This is a genomic window from Paenibacillus sp. FSL R7-0272, assembly GCF_037969905.1.
Classification (GTDB): Bacteria; Bacillota; Bacilli; order Paenibacillales; family Paenibacillaceae; genus Paenibacillus; species Paenibacillus polysaccharolyticus.
The window spans coordinates 2,336,406-2,354,097 of record NZ_CP150221.1; the positions used below are offsets into that span (position 1 = coordinate 2,336,406).

Sequence of the window (17,692 nt, forward strand, 5' to 3'; positions counted from 1 at the left end):
GGTAACCAAAACGATTTAAGGGGGAACAACATGAGAGCGCAATCAACGAAAAAGAGATTCTTGTCGCTTCTCGCTACAACGCTGTGTCTGACCGTCGTGCTTGCAGGGTGCTCGGGTGGCAATGAAAGCAAAGAGAGTGCAGCACCAAGCTCCACAGGAGCTCAAAATGAATACAAGGAAAAGTATGACCCGGCAGTAACGATCACGACGGCATGGGGGATTGACCCGGAACTGAAATTTAAAAACGGCGAATCCATGGAAAATAACGTGGCTACCAAATGGGCGAAGGACAAATTTGGTATTGATATCAAATCCCTGTGGTCTGTGACGGATACGAACAGTGCATTCGCAACAAAATTGCGTTTGGCAATGTCTTCCGGTCAGGAAATGCCTGATATCGTTACGATTGGACAACCGGACAATCTGGTTGCTCAAGATTTGATTGACTCGGGTATGTATCAGGAAGTTGGACCGTTGTTCGATAAATATGCTTCAGACACATGGAAAAAAGCGATGGAGCAAGATCCAAACGTATGGAATCAATACAGCCGTGACGGTAAAAGAATGGGTATTCCCGTACTGGATTACGCATACAACAACGACTATCTGCTCTGGATTCGTCAAGACTGGCTGGACAAGCTGAATATGAAAGCGCCAAAAACCATTGACGAGCTGGAAGCTGTAATGGAAGCATTCAAAAACAAAAATCCGGATGGATTGGCTCCAGACAAGGTGACACCGCTCAGCATTGGTTTCAAGAAATCCATGAATACATGGATGGGAGATCCATCTTGGATCTTCGGCGCATATGGTGCCTTACCTCAACAATGGAATGTAGGTGCAGATGGTAAACTGGAGTATGGTTCGGTTAACCCAGGCATGAAACAAGGGTTGACGAAGCTGAATGAATGGCTGACAAAAGGTTATATTCCTCAGGAGGCAGCGCTGTGGGATGAAAACAAAACGGCAGAACCGGCCGTTGCAGGCACAGCCGGCATTATTCCCGGTCCATACTGGATGAGCGGATGGCCACTGAATGATACGGTGAAAAACGTTCCAGGTGCAGTTTGGAAACCAATTGAGATGCCAAGCGGTCCTGATGGCAAAGCGATGCGCCATGGTACATCATTTGTCAATGGTGTTACTTTGATCAAGAAAGACATGGAACACCCAGAGGCATTCTTTACGTATCAAAACTACCTGTTTGATAATTATGCAGATCCGAAACCAGGAAGTGAATATGATAACGGTCTGTTTGAAGGATATGACTATCAATTAGATGCAAACGGAAAACAAAAACGGTATGAAGACATTGATGGCGGACATGTCAACGTAGTACGTTATTTGCTCGTGCGTGATGGTGCTCGTATTCCGGATGCACAGATGAAAGCTTTGATGAATCTGGCCAATGGCAAAGAGCCGGAAACCAAGTTGGAAAAAGATGTTGCCGCGAACTATGGTAAAGAGACACCTAACGCAGCGAAAGTGCTACTTGAACAGAAAGATATTTCTTTCAAAAACATGTTCACTGGTCCTACAACAAAAACGATGAAGTCCAAACTGGATTATCTCAATAAAATCGAGAATCAAACGTTTAATGAGATTATCTATGGTAAGAGTCCAGTAAATGCGTTTGATACCTTTGTTCAAACCTGGAAATCCGGTGGCGGCGATCAAATTACGCAGGAAGTTAATGAATGGTACGACAGTGTGAAAAAATAGTTTTTATTCAGTTTTTTAATAGTAAATAAGGCTTTTTAAAAAGTTATCCTTCATAAACCGACTGTGCAATGCAGTCTGTTTGAGGATGACTTTTTTAATTTAGTTGTAATTAAACTTTTTTACTGATTTTTGCGAATAAAGATCATTTCCCTTATTAGTTGAATTATGATAAAATGCTAATATTATAAAAGGAAGATAGGAGAAGCTATGCCAAGAGTAATAGATGTTTTTACAGAAAATAATGATTATCAAAGATTCGAAGTCCTGAAACGTAATCGAAACAAACGACATAAATATAATGAGTTTTTTGTTGAAGGAGTTCGTAACATAAATGAATTGATGAAGAGCGATTGGAAGATTAAAAATCTTTTATATTCAAAGCATAAGCCACTCTCTACATGGGCAAAAGGGATTCTCAGTAATTCTAGAGCAACATATCACTATGAATTACATGGTGATTTAATGGAAAAGTTGAGTGATAAAGAAGAAACTTCTGAAATTATAGCTATCGTTGAAATACCTGAAGATGATGTTTCAAGATTGTCGATCACTGATCAAATGCTCATCGTGGTTTTCGATAGACCTTCTAATAGAGGAAATCTTGGAACTATTATTCGTACTTGTGATGCATTAGGCGCACAAGGATTAATTATTACGGGTCATGCTGTTGATGCATATGATTCAGAGACCATACGTGCTACAACAGGTTCTTTTTTTAATGTTCCCATTATCCGCATGTCTTCCCCAAATCAAGTACAGAATTGGATTGATGGGTTAAATGGAATATTTCCTGAACTACAAATAGTGGGTACAAGTGCCATCGGTAGTAAGGAAATTTACTATAATGATTTTTCCAAGCCAACAGTATTACTAATTGGTAATGAAACCGAAGGACTATCACAGAAGTATAAAGAAATGAGTACTTCTATGATTAAGATCCCTATGGGTGGATCTGCTTCCTCCTTAAACGTAGCATGTGCGACATCAATAATTCTTTACGAAATTAGTAGGCAAAGAAATCTCGGTTACTGAATTTGTTTAATTAAGACTCTTTGACGTAGGTTTCTTCGTCATTTGGTAGTCTGTAGTTCTATAGAAATTTCCTAATATATAGGGGAATAAAAGAATATGACTTGAAAAAGATGATCATTGTATTTTACATTGATCATCTTTTTTTATTCCAATAGTTGTGTTATCTGAAGTGATTGGATTATCCGGTGTATATTTTAACCTCTGATTAGTACTCATCATAAAATTGGATTTAATCGATATGATAAGATTTACATTATTAATATGCTTTTATTTTACAGACATAATTGTTTGTATCCTTTTTCCAAATTATAATCACAGTATATGTAATTTCAAGAATGAAATTGTATTAAATACAAGACAGAATCTTGAATAGTTCATGTAATAAAATTCTTCGATGTGATGGACTTGATATTTGGTTCGCGTTTCTATGAATTGTAGCAGGATTAAGGAGGAAATAAAAAATGGCAGTTGAAACAATGACTAATCGTAGTACCAAAAAGTTTTATTTTGCAGATAATACTTGTGAGAGACGTTCTCTCGATGCCGAAAGACTTTACGAGTATTTTGGAAAAAATAGCTTTGAGTCATCTGAACAAGCAGAAGATGCAGATCTAATTTTCTTCTTTTCATGTGGGATGTTAGAAGTGGACTCTAATGAGCGTATAAAAGAATTCGTTGATTTATACGGGGATTCCGAGAAGAAGATAGTTGTATTTGGATGTTATTCCAAAATGGTTTCCAAAAGAGAGAATTTTGACAATATCCATTATATTCCACTAAATAACCCTGATGCAATTAATGAAATATTATCAGCTGAAGTATCATATTCTGATGTGAATTATCCAAGTACTGTATCGCTGATCCAAAAGGATAAAGTTGACTTTAATAGCTGGGATCCACGCATCGACTTAGCATTACGCACAGATGTGTACTCAGTTAGAGTATCGCAAGGTTGTTCCCAAGGATGTTCGTTTTGTTCTATTCGGCTAGCTACAGGCCGGTTGAGAAGTGAAACTAAAGAATCTATCAGGGAAAACATCGAAGCTGGTATTGCAAAAGGTTATAAGATTTTCAGGATACAGACTGAAAATTTTGGTGAATGGGGACAAGATATTGGCGAGAATTTAGGTACTCTATTGAATGAATTAGAAAAAATTGAAGAAGATTTTTATATCGATTTACCTGATTTATATCCTACCGCTTTCATTAATTGTTTTGATGACATTGTGAGTTTTGTTCAAAAGAAAAGTGTTTATTATATTCACCTTCCTGTTCAGTCAGCTAATCAAAGAGTATTAAAATTAATGAACAGAATCTATGATGTTGATCAAATGTCTGAAAAGTTAGAGTTTTTCCAAAAATGCTTTCCTGAAATTAGAATAGGTGCTGATATTATTGCAGGATTTCCTTCAGAAACAAATGAAGAATTTTTGGAAAGCTGGCGTTTTCTTGAGAAACACAAATTTGAATGGGTATACCTACATGGATTCAATGCTAAAGAAAAAACAAAAGCTATGAAACTTGAACCTAAAATTCCAGAAGCAATTATCAATAAGCGTGTGATGTATGTCTATAATAGGATCCCTAATGTATATTGTTTCCTGAATAACTATAGACCTGTTGAGTCGTAAATCGTTTTACAATATTTTTATGAGGAGCACGGTTGAATAGTGAATATTGTAATGATAAACATTCCTTTTAAAGCGCCATGGCTTGGTGAAAATAAGTGGATAACGGTTCCACCCCAAAATTATGGTGGTATACAATGGATTGTAAAAAATTTAATGGACGGGATGCTTGAGCTTGGGCATTCTGTTACTCTGCTAGGTGCACCAGGCAGCCCTGAAACTCATCCGAAATTAACAGTATTACCTCATGGTGAAATTAAAGATATTGAAAAGTGGTTAGAGGAAAATGAAGGTAAATATGATATCGTCCATGATCATACATGCAGAGGCGAAGAGTTTAATGAAAACTTTAATCAGTTCAATTGGAAAGTTATAAACAGTCACTATTTGTCGAGCGTACCTTTGCGAAAAAAAAATATTGTTGCAGCTTCACAAGCTCACGCAAAAGATATTGGAATGCCTAATGTACCTTTTATAAGGCATCCAGTAAATCCTAATAACTACGTTTTTACAGAAAATAAAAGTAATTATTTACTCTTTCTAGGTAGAGTTTCAGATTGGAAGGGTGCATACGAGGCAGCATCTTTTGCTGAAAAAGCCGGATTAAAATTAGTGATTGCTGGGCCAGTTTGGGAAAAGGAATATTTTGAAGCAATTATGAGCAGATACAAGAAAACAGTAAGGTATGTAGGTGAGGTAGGTGGAGAAAAACGCCTTGAATTGTTGTCAAGAAGTAAAGCTATATTGGTTTTCTCTAATAGTGTAACAGGCCCAGCTGGTAGAACATGGGTGGAACCAGGTTCTACTGTGGTCTCAGAGGCAGCAGCCTGTGGTACACCTGTTATTTCATCTTCAAATGGGTGCTTGTCAGAAATAGTTCCTAGGGTAGGGAAAGTAATAGATGATTTAGAGGTGGTTACCCAGGAAGCAGCAAGGGGTATTATTAAAAATTTACCACTTCCTAGTGATGTTTATAGAAATGGTCTGGAGGATTGGGATTACTTAAAAATATCTGAACAATACTTACAGTTGTATGAGAAAGTACTGCACGGTCACACTTGGTAAATTAGTTTTTATAATTTGAATTGAAAGGTGATAAATAAAACATGAAAATATTTATTACTGGAGTAGCTGGCTTTTTAGGGAGCCATTTAGCAGATCGTATGATTAGTTTAGGGCATAGCGTTGTTGGTGTTGATAACCTGGCAGGAGGTTCAATTGATAACGTTGATGACAAAGTTGAATTTTATAATGTTGATTGTAATGACATTGATTCAATGAGAGAGCATATGAAGAATTGTGATGTTGTATTTCATGCCGCATGCACCGCACACGACGGACTTTCAGTATTTTCGCCTTGGTATATAACAAATAATACTTTTCAAAATACAATGAGTGTTGTTAGTGCTGCTATTCATAATAAGGTTAAGCGGTTTGTATATTGTTCAAGCATGTCACGTTATGGTGAGCAAGAAGTATTGCCTTTTCATGAGGAGATGACTTGCAATCCAAGAGTACCATATGCGATTGCAAAATTTGCTGCAGAACAAGTAATACAACAATTAATGCCGCTAAACGGAATTGAATACAATATTGTGGTTCCTCATAATATCATAGGTCCTAGACAAAAATACGATGATCCTTATCGTAATGTAGCTGGAATAATGATCAATAGAATATTGCAAGGTAAGCAACCGATTATATATGGAGATGGTAATCAAAAAAGATGTTTTTCTTTTATTGATGATGTCATATATTGTCTTGAACGTATTGTATTACAAGAAGATGTTGTAGGAGAAATTATCAATATTGGTCCTGACGAAGAGTTTGTTACTATTAATGAACTTGCAAAAACGATTTCTGAGTTGATGGATTGGCCGTTTGAACCAATATATGTTCCAGATCGACCACTAGAAGTGAAATACGCAACATGCCTAGCCGATAAAGCTAGAAAACTAGTTGGTTATGAAACGAAGACTACATTGAGAGCCGGTTTAACAAAAATGATCGAAGATATTAAGGGAAAAGGTTCAAGAGAATTCGACTATGATTTAGTGAATATTGAAATTAACAATGAATCGACACCAAGTACTTGGACCGAACGTATATTTTAATTCAAATTAAGAAGTTGGTGCTATCTTGATAGATTTAACTCAATACGACGTAGTTTTCCTTGATATAGGAAATGTAATATTTCATGACACTCCAGTGGAATCATATTTTTATTTTAATATTTTCAAGAAGCTCAATGCTAAAAGAGGATTAGATATAGAAGATTTCTTCCAATGTTGGCAAGAGCAAAAAAAAAATAATCAATATGATTGGTATAAAGTGTTATTTCGCACATCAATGGAGGAACGGTTTGTTACAGAATTCGCTTGGAGAAAAGTATTGCATGACTGGGACAAATTGATCTTTCCTATAGATGGTTCTATTGAGTTTTTGAAAAAGCTGTCTCAAAAAAACAAACTGGCAATTATCGCAAATCAACCGATTCTGATAAGAGAATCATTAGATAAATATAGAGTTACTGCACTAATGGATCAAATATTACTTGACTGTGAGTATGATATACCCAAACCTGATGCACGTATTTTTCAAGAAGCATTGAAGAGAACGAATACAACTCCTGAGCGATCAATAATGGTAGGAGACAGAATTGATAACGATATTTTTCCAGCTCACTTACTTGGCTTTGACACTGTTTGGATAAAATATAACGCACCTCAGTTATTGTTAACTCATGAGCAACTTAGTGAAGAGTGGCAAAATAGGCATAATCAAATTATTACTGAAAGAGCAAATTTAAATGAAGCATTTTTAGCTGAAAAAAAGCTTGAACCCACATACACTGTGGCTAGAATATGCGACCTTTCAGTATAAATATTCCTGAAAAGTCCATTAAGAATACGATATATGATGAGGAGTGTAAACCAATGAAACAAATCGAAGAGATCGTTAAATCCTCCTTGGAAAAAGAAGTTGGACAACATCTTGTAAAGTCAGTAAACGAAGTAGATATTAATGAGAATCTATGGGAAATTGGTATGGATTCATTAGCGTTTATTCGTTTAGTTGTATCACTTGAGATTGAGACTGATACCGAGTTTGACGATGAGGTTCTCACAATGGAAAAACTAAGTTCTATTAAAAATTTCATGGATTATATATCAAGCAAAGAAATTATGCTGGCTAATAAACAGGAATAACTACACTGAGGGTCAGATTTTGCAGGTTTATTTTCTAACTAATTCTTAATAACTTTGAGGTTATAAGAGAGGGAATGAAAATGGTTAAAATATCTATTATTGGTACTGGTTATGTCGGGTTGGTGACAGGAAGTTGTTTTGCATCTTATGGAAATGAAGTCATTTGTGCAGATGTGGATTCTGACAGGATAAAGAATCTTTCAAAAGGCGTTTTACCTTTTTATGAACCAGGTCTGAGTGAACTCTGTTTAAAGCATTCAAATGATGGAACATTAACATTTACTTCAGATATCAAGTATGCAATAGAACAAAGTGACATCGTATTTATAACAGTAGGTACTCCTACAAACAATTATGGACAGATGGATTTATCATATGTATACGAAGCAGTTGACAATATAGGAGAGTATTTAAATCAACAAAAAATAATTGTTGTCAAAAGTACAATTCCAGCAGGAACAACTAGGAAATTGATTACTTATCTAGAAAAAAAGTACGGATTGATTTTAGGTGTAAATTATAAGATGTTTTCAAATCCTGAATTTTTAAGACAAGGGACTGCAGTTTATGATTGCTTGAATCCTGAAAGGATAGTTATAGGTTCGAATGATCTATCACAAGAAAATGAACTGGTCGATGTTTATCAATCTTTTTCCGATAAAATCATCAATACGAGTTATGAAAGCTCGGAAATGATAAAAAATACGGCTAATGCATTCTTGGCTATGAAAATCTCCTTTATTAATGATATTGCTTCTATATGTGAACAAGTTGGTGCTGATGTTGTTCATGTAGCAGAAGGAATAGGAAGTGACCAAAGAATTGGTAAACATTTCCTCAAGGCTGGGGTTGGTTATGGAGGTTCATGTTTCCCGAAAGATACAGAAGACTTATGCACTTTAGCTGGAAAGAACAATCATGATTTTAAGCTGTTGAAAGCGGTCATTGAAACTAATGATCGACAACCGCTCCTTTTAATTAATAAAATGTTACAAACATTTGGTGAATTAAAAGGAAAGCAAATAACTATTCTTGGTTTGTCCTTTAAACCAGACACAAGTGATATAAGAAATGCGCCATCCATTAAACTGATTGAACAACTCTTATTGCTAGATGCTGATATTAATGTCTTTGATCCAGTTGCATTGAATTCTATTAAGGGGATATTTGATGAACGCATAAAATACTACTCAAATCATTACGATGCGGTTGCAAACAGTGATGCTTGCATCATTATTACTGAGTGGAATGAGATTGTAGAGTCAGATATTAATACCCTTGTAGAAAATATGAAACATCCAATTATTTTTGATGGTAGAAATTGTTTGAACTATGAATATATGAAAACTGTTGATATACAATATCATTGTATGGGTAGAAATTCAATTTATAACTATAAGTTAGAAACTGAAAGTATCGAAACTGTGAAGTTATGAAAAATGTAATTCTTGTAACAGATGCAACAATAATGGGAGGGCTGGGTACTTATCTTTTAGAAGTTGCCCAATTTGCTAGAAATCAAGGTTATAATCTTTTGATTCTTATGGATAATAATCAATCGACCATACCCTTATATAACAATTTAGTTAATTTAGGTATCAGGGTCATAAGAGAAAAACTTTATAGAAGCAGTGCTACTTATAAAGAAATTTATCAAGTTGTTCAAGATGTAGTCACATCGTTTGCTCCAGATTTAATGCATGTTTTTTTAGGGTCACCTAGAAGTGCAATTATCCCAAGGAAAGTTGCACTTGATTTAAATGTCCCCTTACTATTCACAGAAGCTTTGGTATCTAACAAATTGATCATAGATAAAGAACAACTTAAAGAAATTAAATTCTTTTACAAAAAAGCTTATAAAGTTTTTGTGTTAAGTCAAGATAATTTTTCAATACTTGAAAATCATTACAAGCTTTCGATGGATAATGTTATACGGATTTCTAATTTTGTTGAGGTGAATAAATCAGTAGCTAAAAAGAGTTTTCCGAAACCCAAGTATAAAGCAGTAACTGTAGCAAGGCTATCAGAACAAAAGGGTATTGATATTTTGATTCATGCAATCAGTAAACTTCCGGACCAACTAAAATCTTTAATCGATTTCTCGATCTATGGAGATGGAGAAAAAAAGGATGATTATATCCAATTGTCAAAGAAGTTAAACGTGGAACATCTAATACATTTCCTTGGGTGGAAGGAAAATATCTTAAAAGTACTAAGTAATTATGATTTATTTATATTGCCAAGCAGATTTGAAGGCCAACCACATTCGTTATTAGAAGCGCTATCATTTCATCTGCCAAGTATAGCAACAAACGTTTCTGGAGTACCAGAAATTCTTAATAACGGGGAATATGGATATATTGTGGATTCGGAGAATTCAGATGAACTTATGCAAGCTATCAAATTATTTTTGGATGATCCAAGAAAGTTAGCTGAAAAGGCTGCTTCTTCTCAGATTCATTTGGAAAAAAATCACGACAAAGAAATAAATATTTCGATGATTATGAAACATTGGGCCGAAGCCAGAAGTGAATAATGGACTTTATGAAGTATTAATATGGAGGACATATGAACCCGGGATTGACCATTTTAGTGTGTACAATTAATCCAAATATGTGTATACGTATGTTAGATTCTTTACTCCCTTTTCTTTCAGAGAATGATGAAACAATTGTTTTACTAGATGGATCAGAGTACGATCCGACTAGACTGCTTGAGAATCATCAGAAAAGCTCACCTAATTACGTATTGAGTATTAGTGAGACGAATGTGGGTCTTTCTTTTTCTAGAAATAGAGGAATGAAGCTAGCAAAGAATGACTATGTTATTTTTTTTGATGATGACGTTGTTTTGGTGCAAAACGTACTTCTACACTACAAACGTTTGTTTGCTGAGGGATACAATTTGGTAGGAGGTCCTTTACTTCTGCCATCATCTTATCCTCCTTTGCCTTCTTGGTTTCCAGAAGGATACTCCTCATTATTTAGTATTCACTCACCTAAACAAACAAAAATCTGGGGTGCAAACTTTGGTTTTGATGTGAAAAAAGCAAATAAAATTAATTTGGAGTTTTCTTATGCATTAGGGAGAAAAGGGTCTGATTTAGCATCTGGTGATGATACTTCGTTCATTAGATTGTACTGTCAGACATACGGAGAGGGGTTCTTCTCTCCAGATGTTGCTATTGAACATTATGTCGATTTTAAAAGATACTCTCTTAAATATCTATCGTTCCGAGCTTATTGGCAAGGAAGAAGTGAGGTCCGAAGAAATTCCATTTTTCAAGGGTTAATAAAAGAGTTAAATAGGGCTTTTACGCTAGGACATTTCAGGCCAAAAGACTTTTTGAGAGTATTTGGCGGAGTATACTTATTTTCCTGTGTGTTGTACGGAGTTTTCACAGAATTGTTGTGTGTTAAACGATCAAAGAAGGTGACATGATGTATATGCTTTCTGACAAAGACATTCCTGTAGAAAAAAGCGAACCGTTAGTTTACTTATTTGTACTATGTCACAACAGCAAGAAATGGTTAAAAAAATGTTTGGACACACTACTAAATACAGATTATACCAGATATAAGGTCCATATTATTGATAACAATTCATCGGATGATAGTGTGGAGTTTATTAAAGATAATTATCCTTCAGTGAGTATTATACAAAACAAAAGAAATCTTGGATGGTGTAAGGGGAATAATGTAGGCATTGAGATTTCTAGAAATATTGCAGATTATACATTATTCCTGAACTCTGATACTAGTTTTGAAAAAACAGATTGGCTAAAAGAATTAGTGGAATTTGCTGAATGCAATCACGAATACGGAATTTACGGATGTGTACAGTATGACTATAATTCCTCGGATTTTCTGAACATTAACACATGGACTAAGTATATTCTTACAAATGGAAATAGAGATATTTTTTATTCATGGAACAAGAAGATAAGCAATGTTGTGAAGAATAAACCAGCATATTTGGAAAGTGTATTATCACGCCGAAAACATATAGACTGTTATTTCGTTCAAGGTGCTGCAATGATGGTAAAAAATGAATTGTTAAATGAAATTGGAGGATTTGATCCGCTGTATTTCATCTTTCAGGACGAGGTTGATTTTTCGAGACGTGCAAGATACAAAGGATACAAAACAGCGCTCGTTTGCAATAGCAGAATAAAGCATGTAGGTTCTGGTGATAATTCATCAACTAAAAAAAATATGAAAAGAAGAAACTTCTATTATACAAGAAACAAATACATTTTTTTGCTTACTGATGTTAGTCGCAACTGGGATGAAATTCTGGAAATATCTCAACAATTTTTCAGAAATGATTTGAGAGATGCTTTAAAAACGAAGCAAGATGTCTCAAGTGTTTTTCAACTGGTTTCTATTTTGTTTTCAATACTAATAAAAAGTCCTAGTATTTTCAAAAAGAGAATGTTGGAAAAGAGAATGAAACAAACGTTTTAAAAAAAATAATATGGGGTGTTATTAATGGAAAAAAGTATTGTCATTGAAAAAATAAGAGAAGTGTTTCCGGAGTTGAGTACGCCTGTAAACGTGAATGAAATAAAGAACTCAGATTCTCTTCAAGATGATCATGGTATAGATTCATTGCTGATAATGGAGTTCATGGTTCTTCTAGAAGAAAAATTTGAATTTGAGTTTGAAGATGATTTTGATGTCGATACTTTGTACTCGATTGATACTATTGCAAGTTACATTGCAGGAAAACATTAATATGAATTTTGTTAAATTGATTGAAGATTCTTTCAAAAAATACGAAGAGAATTATTGTCTTGTTTATGATAATCGTTACCTAACTTATAGTGAAGTTAGCAATAAGATTAAAATGATAATGAACTTAATAGATAGTAGAAATGTAATGCCTAAGCAAACAATTGCTTTGAAATTTGGAAGCAATTCAGAACATTACTATTACTCTATTTTTGCATGCTTGTTGAATAACTTCGTATGTTGTTTCTTACCAGATGACTACAACGTTGATGTTAATGAACAACATTTTAACTGGTTACTTACTGATAATAAGGATGTAGTTTCTGGATCAGAATTCAGCGAGATTGCACCTGGTTTGTTTCTGATAGAACTTGAAAGTAAATGTGGTCCAAAGGAACTCATTAATGAAGATGTGATATTTATTCTAACTACCTCAGGAAGTACTGGAGCAGCAAAATGGGTTCTTCTTACTTCTCAGAACTTGTCTTTTAGTGTGGAAGCTATTAACTCTTATATGAACATTACCGAAGAAGATATTTTGATGCCTCTTAAGAGTTTTTCGCATGTTTCTACAATAACTTCAGAATTATTGTTATCTGTAATATACGGAGCGTGTTTAATTTTAGAACCAAGTAAATTTTTTGCGAAAAAATTTAATCCGCTAATTGAGAAATATAAAGTTAGCAGCATCACAATCGTACCAACTATATTATCTTTTATGCTTCAATACAAGCCAGAAGTATATCTTAAAAACTTGAGGAATATATCAGTAATCGGTGGTCCTGCATCAAAGAATTTGTTAATAGAAGCAATGAAAGTCTTACCTAATACCAAAATTTATTGTGGTTACGGACTTACAGAGGCAACTTCTCGGGTAACTTTTTTGGACTCAGATCGATTAGTTTCAAAGATTGAATCTATTGGTAGAGCGCTTCCCGGAGTGCAAGTGAGATTGCTAAATGAAAATAGTGACAACGAGATATTAGAACCCTATGTTGTTGGAGAAATATGCGTAGCTGGAAAAAATATTATGCTAGGTTATCTTCATGATGGTGCCGTTCATGGAGCAAATATATTACGTACAAAAGATCTTGCTTATAAAGACAGTGAAGGATATTTCTATCACATGGGTAGATCAGACGATGTAATTGTTATTAATGGTATTAATGTGTCAGCTTTTGCAATCGAAAAAAAAATAGAGGAAGTTGAAGGAGTTTTCTCAGCCTATGTCTTTGTAGAACAAAGAACTACAGGTGCGGAAACAATAACTGCTGTAGTTGTCACAAGCGAAGATTCGAAAGTTAACGAGAATACAATATATAAGTATGCTTTGAAACATTTAAAAAGCCATGAAGTTCCAAAGCGAATTATTGTGACTAGCGAATTACCATCAATCTCAGGAAAGGTATCTCGCAATAAGTTGAAATTATATTATGGCTTGAAGGAGATGTAGTGATTTGAGATCATCTATAATTATTCCGGTTTACAATCAGACGGAACAGCTTCTGATTACTTTACAAGCTCTAAATAAACAGAGTAATAAATCATTTGAGGTTATCGTTGTAGATGATGGATCCGATGAAACAGTTGAAAATTTTGTAGACCTTTCTGCTTTTTATTTTGATATTAGTATATTAAGACAAAATAATAAAGGTAGGTCAGCAGCACGTAATATGGGGATAAAACAAGCAAAATTTGAACTGATTATTTTCTGTGATGCTGATCGAGTTCCGGGTAAGGATTTTGTTAAAAGTCATATTGATGAGCATACAGAAGAAAATTTGGTTGTTATTGGAGAAGTTAGAGAAATTTATGTCTCTAACTTAGAGTATGCAGGTGATATGTTTTTTAAGGATCCGGATTTTTTTATTAAAAAATCCAAGATTCCGAAGTACCCCAAAATTGTTGGAAACATTTTTGATGCTGGAGTAACAGAATCAAAGATGCCCTGGATCTCAACATTTTCAGGTAACATGTCAATAAGTAAAGAAATGCTTAGTTCAATTGGAGATTTTTCAGAACTATTTACAAATTGGGGATTTGAACATTTTGAGCTGGGTTACAGAGCCTTTAAATCCAATCTAAAATTTGTTAAAACGTCTCAAGCAGTAAATTATCATATTGCTCACAGCAGGGATTTGAGCAGACTTAAAGAGTATTTTATTCAATCTATCCATATTATGGAGCAGTTGCATCCTAAAGATGAAATAATAAGATTTTTTGGTGATTTTATGCTGGGTAAGGTGTCATTACAAGAAATTGAACCTTCACCAGAAGCTTCATGGAAAGAAAAAATAGAAACCCCAATTTTTTTTCAAGTGGATAAATGAGAAATATATATTTTAAGAAAGAGGTAAAGTATGATTTCCCAATCTTGGATAAAATCCGAAGAAGATCATCTTGCAATCTTGGAATCTCAAAAAATTAAACCTAGATTCGGAGTTATTTTGCTCTCCGGATTTGGACAGTCAATGTGTGATTCAGATTATTTCATGAGTAGAATCGCAAGAAGACTCCATGATCTTGAGTTTTTAACTGTACAGGCTGATTTATCGGGACATGGAGACAGTACAGGACAATTAGAGTCGATTTCGTTAGATAAGTTGATCTCAAATATAGTTTCAGTTATTAAAATGTGTAAAGAGACGGGGATAGATTCTTGGTATGGTGTAGGCCGGGGGTTGAGTGCCACTTTGCTTTCTAGTGTTGCAAACACATTTGACATTAAAGGGATTGTTGGAATTAATCCATATTGTTTGGAGAAAGAGGAAATTATAAATCTTTGGGGCTCAACGTTAAAAGAAAATGAGCATAGTGTGAATCTAAGGAAAGTATTAAGTGGTGGTCCAGAATTGGATAAAAAAATTGCTTTCTTTGGGGCTTTAGGTTCGGATATTGAGAATCTCTTAGGTCAACATCTTTCATGTGAGCTTTTATCTAATCTAATTCATTATGATGCTTTAGATGCAATAAACTGTTTTAAAGGAAATTCAATGTATTTAATTCCAGAAGGAGATAAGGTTGCAGGATTTGAAAGCTCACAATGGAACTGTAGTTTAGGTGAAAGAAAGCTTGACACAAGGAGAAAAATATCTTTCCCGATTGATGCTATTTGGCGTCATAAAACTATTGAATTAATTGTAGATTGGTTCAGTGATCATATAAAAAATATAGAATAAGGGTGCTGTAATGCAAATACCGATTCAGATTAATGTCAAAGGTGAAATGGTCGTTGGCATTATGCATATACCAGAACGAAGTTTAAAAGGAAATCCCGTAATAATAGCGATTAATGGTTTGAATGGTAATCGTGTAGAACACCAGAGAATGTTAGTGCAACTTGGAGAGCGAGCTGAAAAGAACGGAATTGCATTACTCCGCTTTGATAGCAGGGGATTAGGATTGAGTGAAGGAGAATTTTGGAATACGACTGTAGAATCAAAGTTAGAGGATATAAAGTGTATTATAGATTTTCTAAAAGGGTGTTACAGAAATAATCTCACAGTTTTTTTCCTAGGTTACAGTGACGGTGCCAAATTGATTCTAAATTTATTAGAAACGTCTCTTGATAAGAAACATCTAGCTGGCATGTTGTTGTGGAGCCCGGTTTTATTACCCGTTAATGGCGAACTGAAAAAGAAGAAGATGGTAAGAGAACCTAATACAAAGGCGATGGTTTTTCCATTTGGTGGATTGTGGATCGGAGTCAAATATATACGTGATGTTAGCATTGACAAAGATTTCCTTACTCCAATACATGAATTCAATAAACCTCTAATGTGCATATTTGGTACTAATGATGAAAAAACTACTGACTTGATTAATATAATGAAAACTGATAAATACAAAAATGTTGAACTATCATTAATAGAAGATGCTGGTCACACTTTTCAAGATAAAGTATGGACAGAGGAAGTCATAAATAACTCTATAGAGTGGATTATTCGACAAAACACTTGAAATTGAGACAATTATATTGAGGGAGTGCGTATGCAGAAATTACCTTGGGTAGATTGTTATATATCGAAATATGCGCTTTTAAATTCTATGATTGTTACCTATTGTTCTATGCTTAATCGATGGCAATTCAGTGTAGAATTAAAAGATGGGAATTTGTACTTTGACTATAACGAGATAAACGAAATTGAAAATAAAGTATCTAGTTTTTTTAACAGAAAAAGAGCAAGAAGTTACTTAGACATTGATCATCTTTCGCTTGGCGACAGTCCCATCATTTTTCCATGTGATGCTTACTATTTACCATATGCAAAAGAAAATTATGAAAAGAAACATTTGTTTCATTATATTTTAGTGTTGGGTCAATGTAATGACACATACAAAATTTATGATGATAATCCTTTTTTTGATGGATACCTTCATAAAAATGTTCTTTTGGAAGCTCACAAGATGGTAAATGAACCTGTAGAATGGTATCAAAAACAAAGCGATAGGACAACTCCAACTAAAGTTGAAGAGCTTTGTTTTTTTTGCGGAAATCTTGATCTGAAATCAATCAATTTTACAACTATATTATTTGAAATTTTGGAGAGTAACATGGAAGGGATGTCAAAATTGGAGCTTTTATATGAGCTCCAAATACCGTTAAAGAGACTTAACGCACTAATACATATTACTCGGAGTTTGGAGGTAGAAGTCAACCTAAATTTAGAAAGTTATATTAGCATAATCCAGAAATATATCGATTCTTGGACGTTAATAATGTTAATTGCAGGTAAAAGCTTGATGACAAAAAAATATGATTCTGCCCTCCAAAATATAAAAAAACATATGTTGAAATTAAAAGAAAATGAAGAGAATTTAGTTGAAAAACTAAGTTTTCTGAGAAATGAATTAAAAATAAAGTGTGAAGGAATTTATTATGAAGATAAACAAAAAGGGCTCTGTTTTTAAGATGATTTTTTTAACTCCCTTATTCGTATGTAGTGTGTTAGTTATCACTGGTTTTTTGCTATTTTCTATTTCTAAAAACACATGGGTCGAAAGTAAAGAAATCGTTAACATAAATTATCCTGGAGAAATGGGTCAGCTAGTTGTAAATGTTTCTGAGAAAAAGCTCCGAGAAATATCAGTAGGTGACGAAATTGAATGGAGGACGACTGAAAAAAAATTAAAGGGAACTGGTTATATTAAGAGAATCGGATCAGATGAAGATAGCAAGAGCATTGAGGTTTCGTTACTAGAGACTAAGCAAGTTCAACCTGGAGATCCGTTAGTAGTTTATGTTGGAAAGGGAACTGAGCGTTTATATGATTATCTGATCTATAAAATTTTCAAATAAGGGGTGATGAACATTTCGAACACATTAGTCATAAAAAACATATGGAAATTATTCAAACCGTATAGTGCA

Annotated in this window: 18 protein-coding genes; all 18 read left to right on the top strand. The window is 34.2% G+C overall.

Annotation, left to right across the window (positions count from 1 at the left end):
• Positions 1 to 30 precede the first annotated feature (30 nt).
• The 18 genes from MKY23_RS10395 (at position 31) to MKY23_RS10480 (ending at position 17,623) form a co-directional block, all read left to right on the top strand.
• Positions 31 to 1,722 carry a sugar ABC transporter gene (locus tag MKY23_RS10395; protein ID WP_339837750.1) on the top strand — a complete coding sequence of 564 codons (1,692 nt, stop codon included), beginning with the start codon at positions 31 to 33 and terminating at the stop codon, positions 1,720 to 1,722.
• A 207-nt stretch (positions 1,723 to 1,929) separates the two neighbouring features.
• The gene (locus MKY23_RS10400; RefSeq protein WP_154983964.1) at positions 1,930 to 2,754 is read left to right on the top strand and encodes a TrmH family RNA methyltransferase; all 825 of its coding nucleotides are present in this window, start codon (positions 1,930 to 1,932) and stop codon (positions 2,752 to 2,754) included.
• Between the two features lie 461 nt (positions 2,755 to 3,215).
• Positions 3,216 to 4,385 (top strand): radical SAM protein, encoded by a 1,170-nt coding sequence (locus tag MKY23_RS10405; protein WP_154983963.1) that lies wholly within the window; start codon positions 3,216 to 3,218, stop codon positions 4,383 to 4,385.
• A gap of 51 nt (positions 4,386 to 4,436) precedes the next feature.
• Positions 4,437 to 5,447: a glycosyltransferase gene (locus MKY23_RS10410; RefSeq protein WP_339837754.1), complete on the top strand. Its 1,011-nt coding sequence runs from the start codon at positions 4,437 to 4,439 to the stop codon at positions 5,445 to 5,447.
• A 41-nt stretch (positions 5,448 to 5,488) separates the two neighbouring features.
• Complete coding sequence (locus tag MKY23_RS10415; RefSeq protein WP_339837756.1) at positions 5,489 to 6,496, top strand: NAD-dependent epimerase/dehydratase family protein; 1,008 nt, start codon at positions 5,489 to 5,491, stop codon at positions 6,494 to 6,496.
• Positions 6,497 to 6,521: 25 nt separating this feature from the next.
• On the top strand, positions 6,522 to 7,265 hold the full coding sequence (locus tag MKY23_RS10420) for an HAD family hydrolase (protein ID WP_186812290.1): 744 nt from the start codon (positions 6,522 to 6,524) through the stop codon (positions 7,263 to 7,265).
• A 53-nt stretch (positions 7,266 to 7,318) separates the two neighbouring features.
• Positions 7,319 to 7,591, top strand: coding sequence for a phosphopantetheine-binding protein (locus tag MKY23_RS10425; protein WP_186812289.1), 273 nt, complete (start codon positions 7,319 to 7,321; stop codon positions 7,589 to 7,591).
• 74 nt (positions 7,592 to 7,665) lie between these two features.
• The gene (locus MKY23_RS10430; RefSeq protein ID WP_154983958.1) at positions 7,666 to 9,027 is read left to right on the top strand and encodes a UDP-glucose/GDP-mannose dehydrogenase family protein; all 1,362 of its coding nucleotides are present in this window, start codon (positions 7,666 to 7,668) and stop codon (positions 9,025 to 9,027) included.
• Positions 9,024 to 10,127 (top strand): glycosyltransferase, encoded by a 1,104-nt coding sequence (locus MKY23_RS10435; RefSeq protein ID WP_339837762.1) that lies wholly within the window; start codon positions 9,024 to 9,026, stop codon positions 10,125 to 10,127. The genes MKY23_RS10430 and MKY23_RS10435 overlap by 4 nt, the downstream gene beginning before the upstream one ends.
• Positions 10,128 to 10,159: 32 nt before the next feature.
• Positions 10,160 to 11,032: a glycosyltransferase family 2 protein gene (locus MKY23_RS10440; protein ID WP_339837765.1), complete on the top strand. Its 873-nt coding sequence runs from the start codon at positions 10,160 to 10,162 to the stop codon at positions 11,030 to 11,032.
• Positions 11,033 to 11,037: 5 nt separating this feature from the next.
• On the top strand, positions 11,038 to 12,057 hold the full coding sequence (locus tag MKY23_RS10445) for a glycosyltransferase family 2 protein (protein WP_186812288.1): 1,020 nt from the start codon (positions 11,038 to 11,040) through the stop codon (positions 12,055 to 12,057).
• 24 nt (positions 12,058 to 12,081) lie between these two features.
• Positions 12,082 to 12,327, top strand: a complete 246-nt coding sequence (locus MKY23_RS10450) for a phosphopantetheine-binding protein (protein WP_154983954.1) — start codon at positions 12,082 to 12,084, stop codon at positions 12,325 to 12,327.
• Position 12,328: 1 nt separating this feature from the next.
• A complete protein-coding gene (locus MKY23_RS10455) occupies positions 12,329 to 13,777 on the top strand; it encodes a class I adenylate-forming enzyme family protein (protein WP_339837769.1) in 1,449 nt (482 codons plus the stop codon).
• A gap of 4 nt (positions 13,778 to 13,781) precedes the next feature.
• Positions 13,782 to 14,654 carry a glycosyltransferase family 2 protein gene (locus MKY23_RS10460; RefSeq protein WP_154983952.1) on the top strand — a complete coding sequence of 291 codons (873 nt, stop codon included), beginning with the start codon at positions 13,782 to 13,784 and terminating at the stop codon, positions 14,652 to 14,654.
• A gap of 30 nt (positions 14,655 to 14,684) precedes the next feature.
• The gene (locus MKY23_RS10465) at positions 14,685 to 15,503 is read left to right on the top strand and encodes a hypothetical protein (RefSeq protein ID WP_339837773.1); all 819 of its coding nucleotides are present in this window, start codon (positions 14,685 to 14,687) and stop codon (positions 15,501 to 15,503) included.
• 10 nt (positions 15,504 to 15,513) lie between these two features.
• Complete coding sequence (locus tag MKY23_RS10470; protein WP_154983950.1) at positions 15,514 to 16,284, top strand: alpha/beta hydrolase; 771 nt, start codon at positions 15,514 to 15,516, stop codon at positions 16,282 to 16,284.
• A gap of 30 nt (positions 16,285 to 16,314) precedes the next feature.
• Positions 16,315 to 17,235: a hypothetical protein gene (locus tag MKY23_RS10475; RefSeq protein WP_154983949.1), complete on the top strand. Its 921-nt coding sequence runs from the start codon at positions 16,315 to 16,317 to the stop codon at positions 17,233 to 17,235.
• Positions 17,204 to 17,623, top strand: a complete 420-nt coding sequence (locus MKY23_RS10480) for a hypothetical protein (RefSeq protein WP_154983948.1) — start codon at positions 17,204 to 17,206, stop codon at positions 17,621 to 17,623. The genes MKY23_RS10475 and MKY23_RS10480 overlap by 32 nt, the downstream gene beginning before the upstream one ends.
• The last annotated feature ends 69 nt before the right edge of the window (positions 17,624 to 17,692 follow it).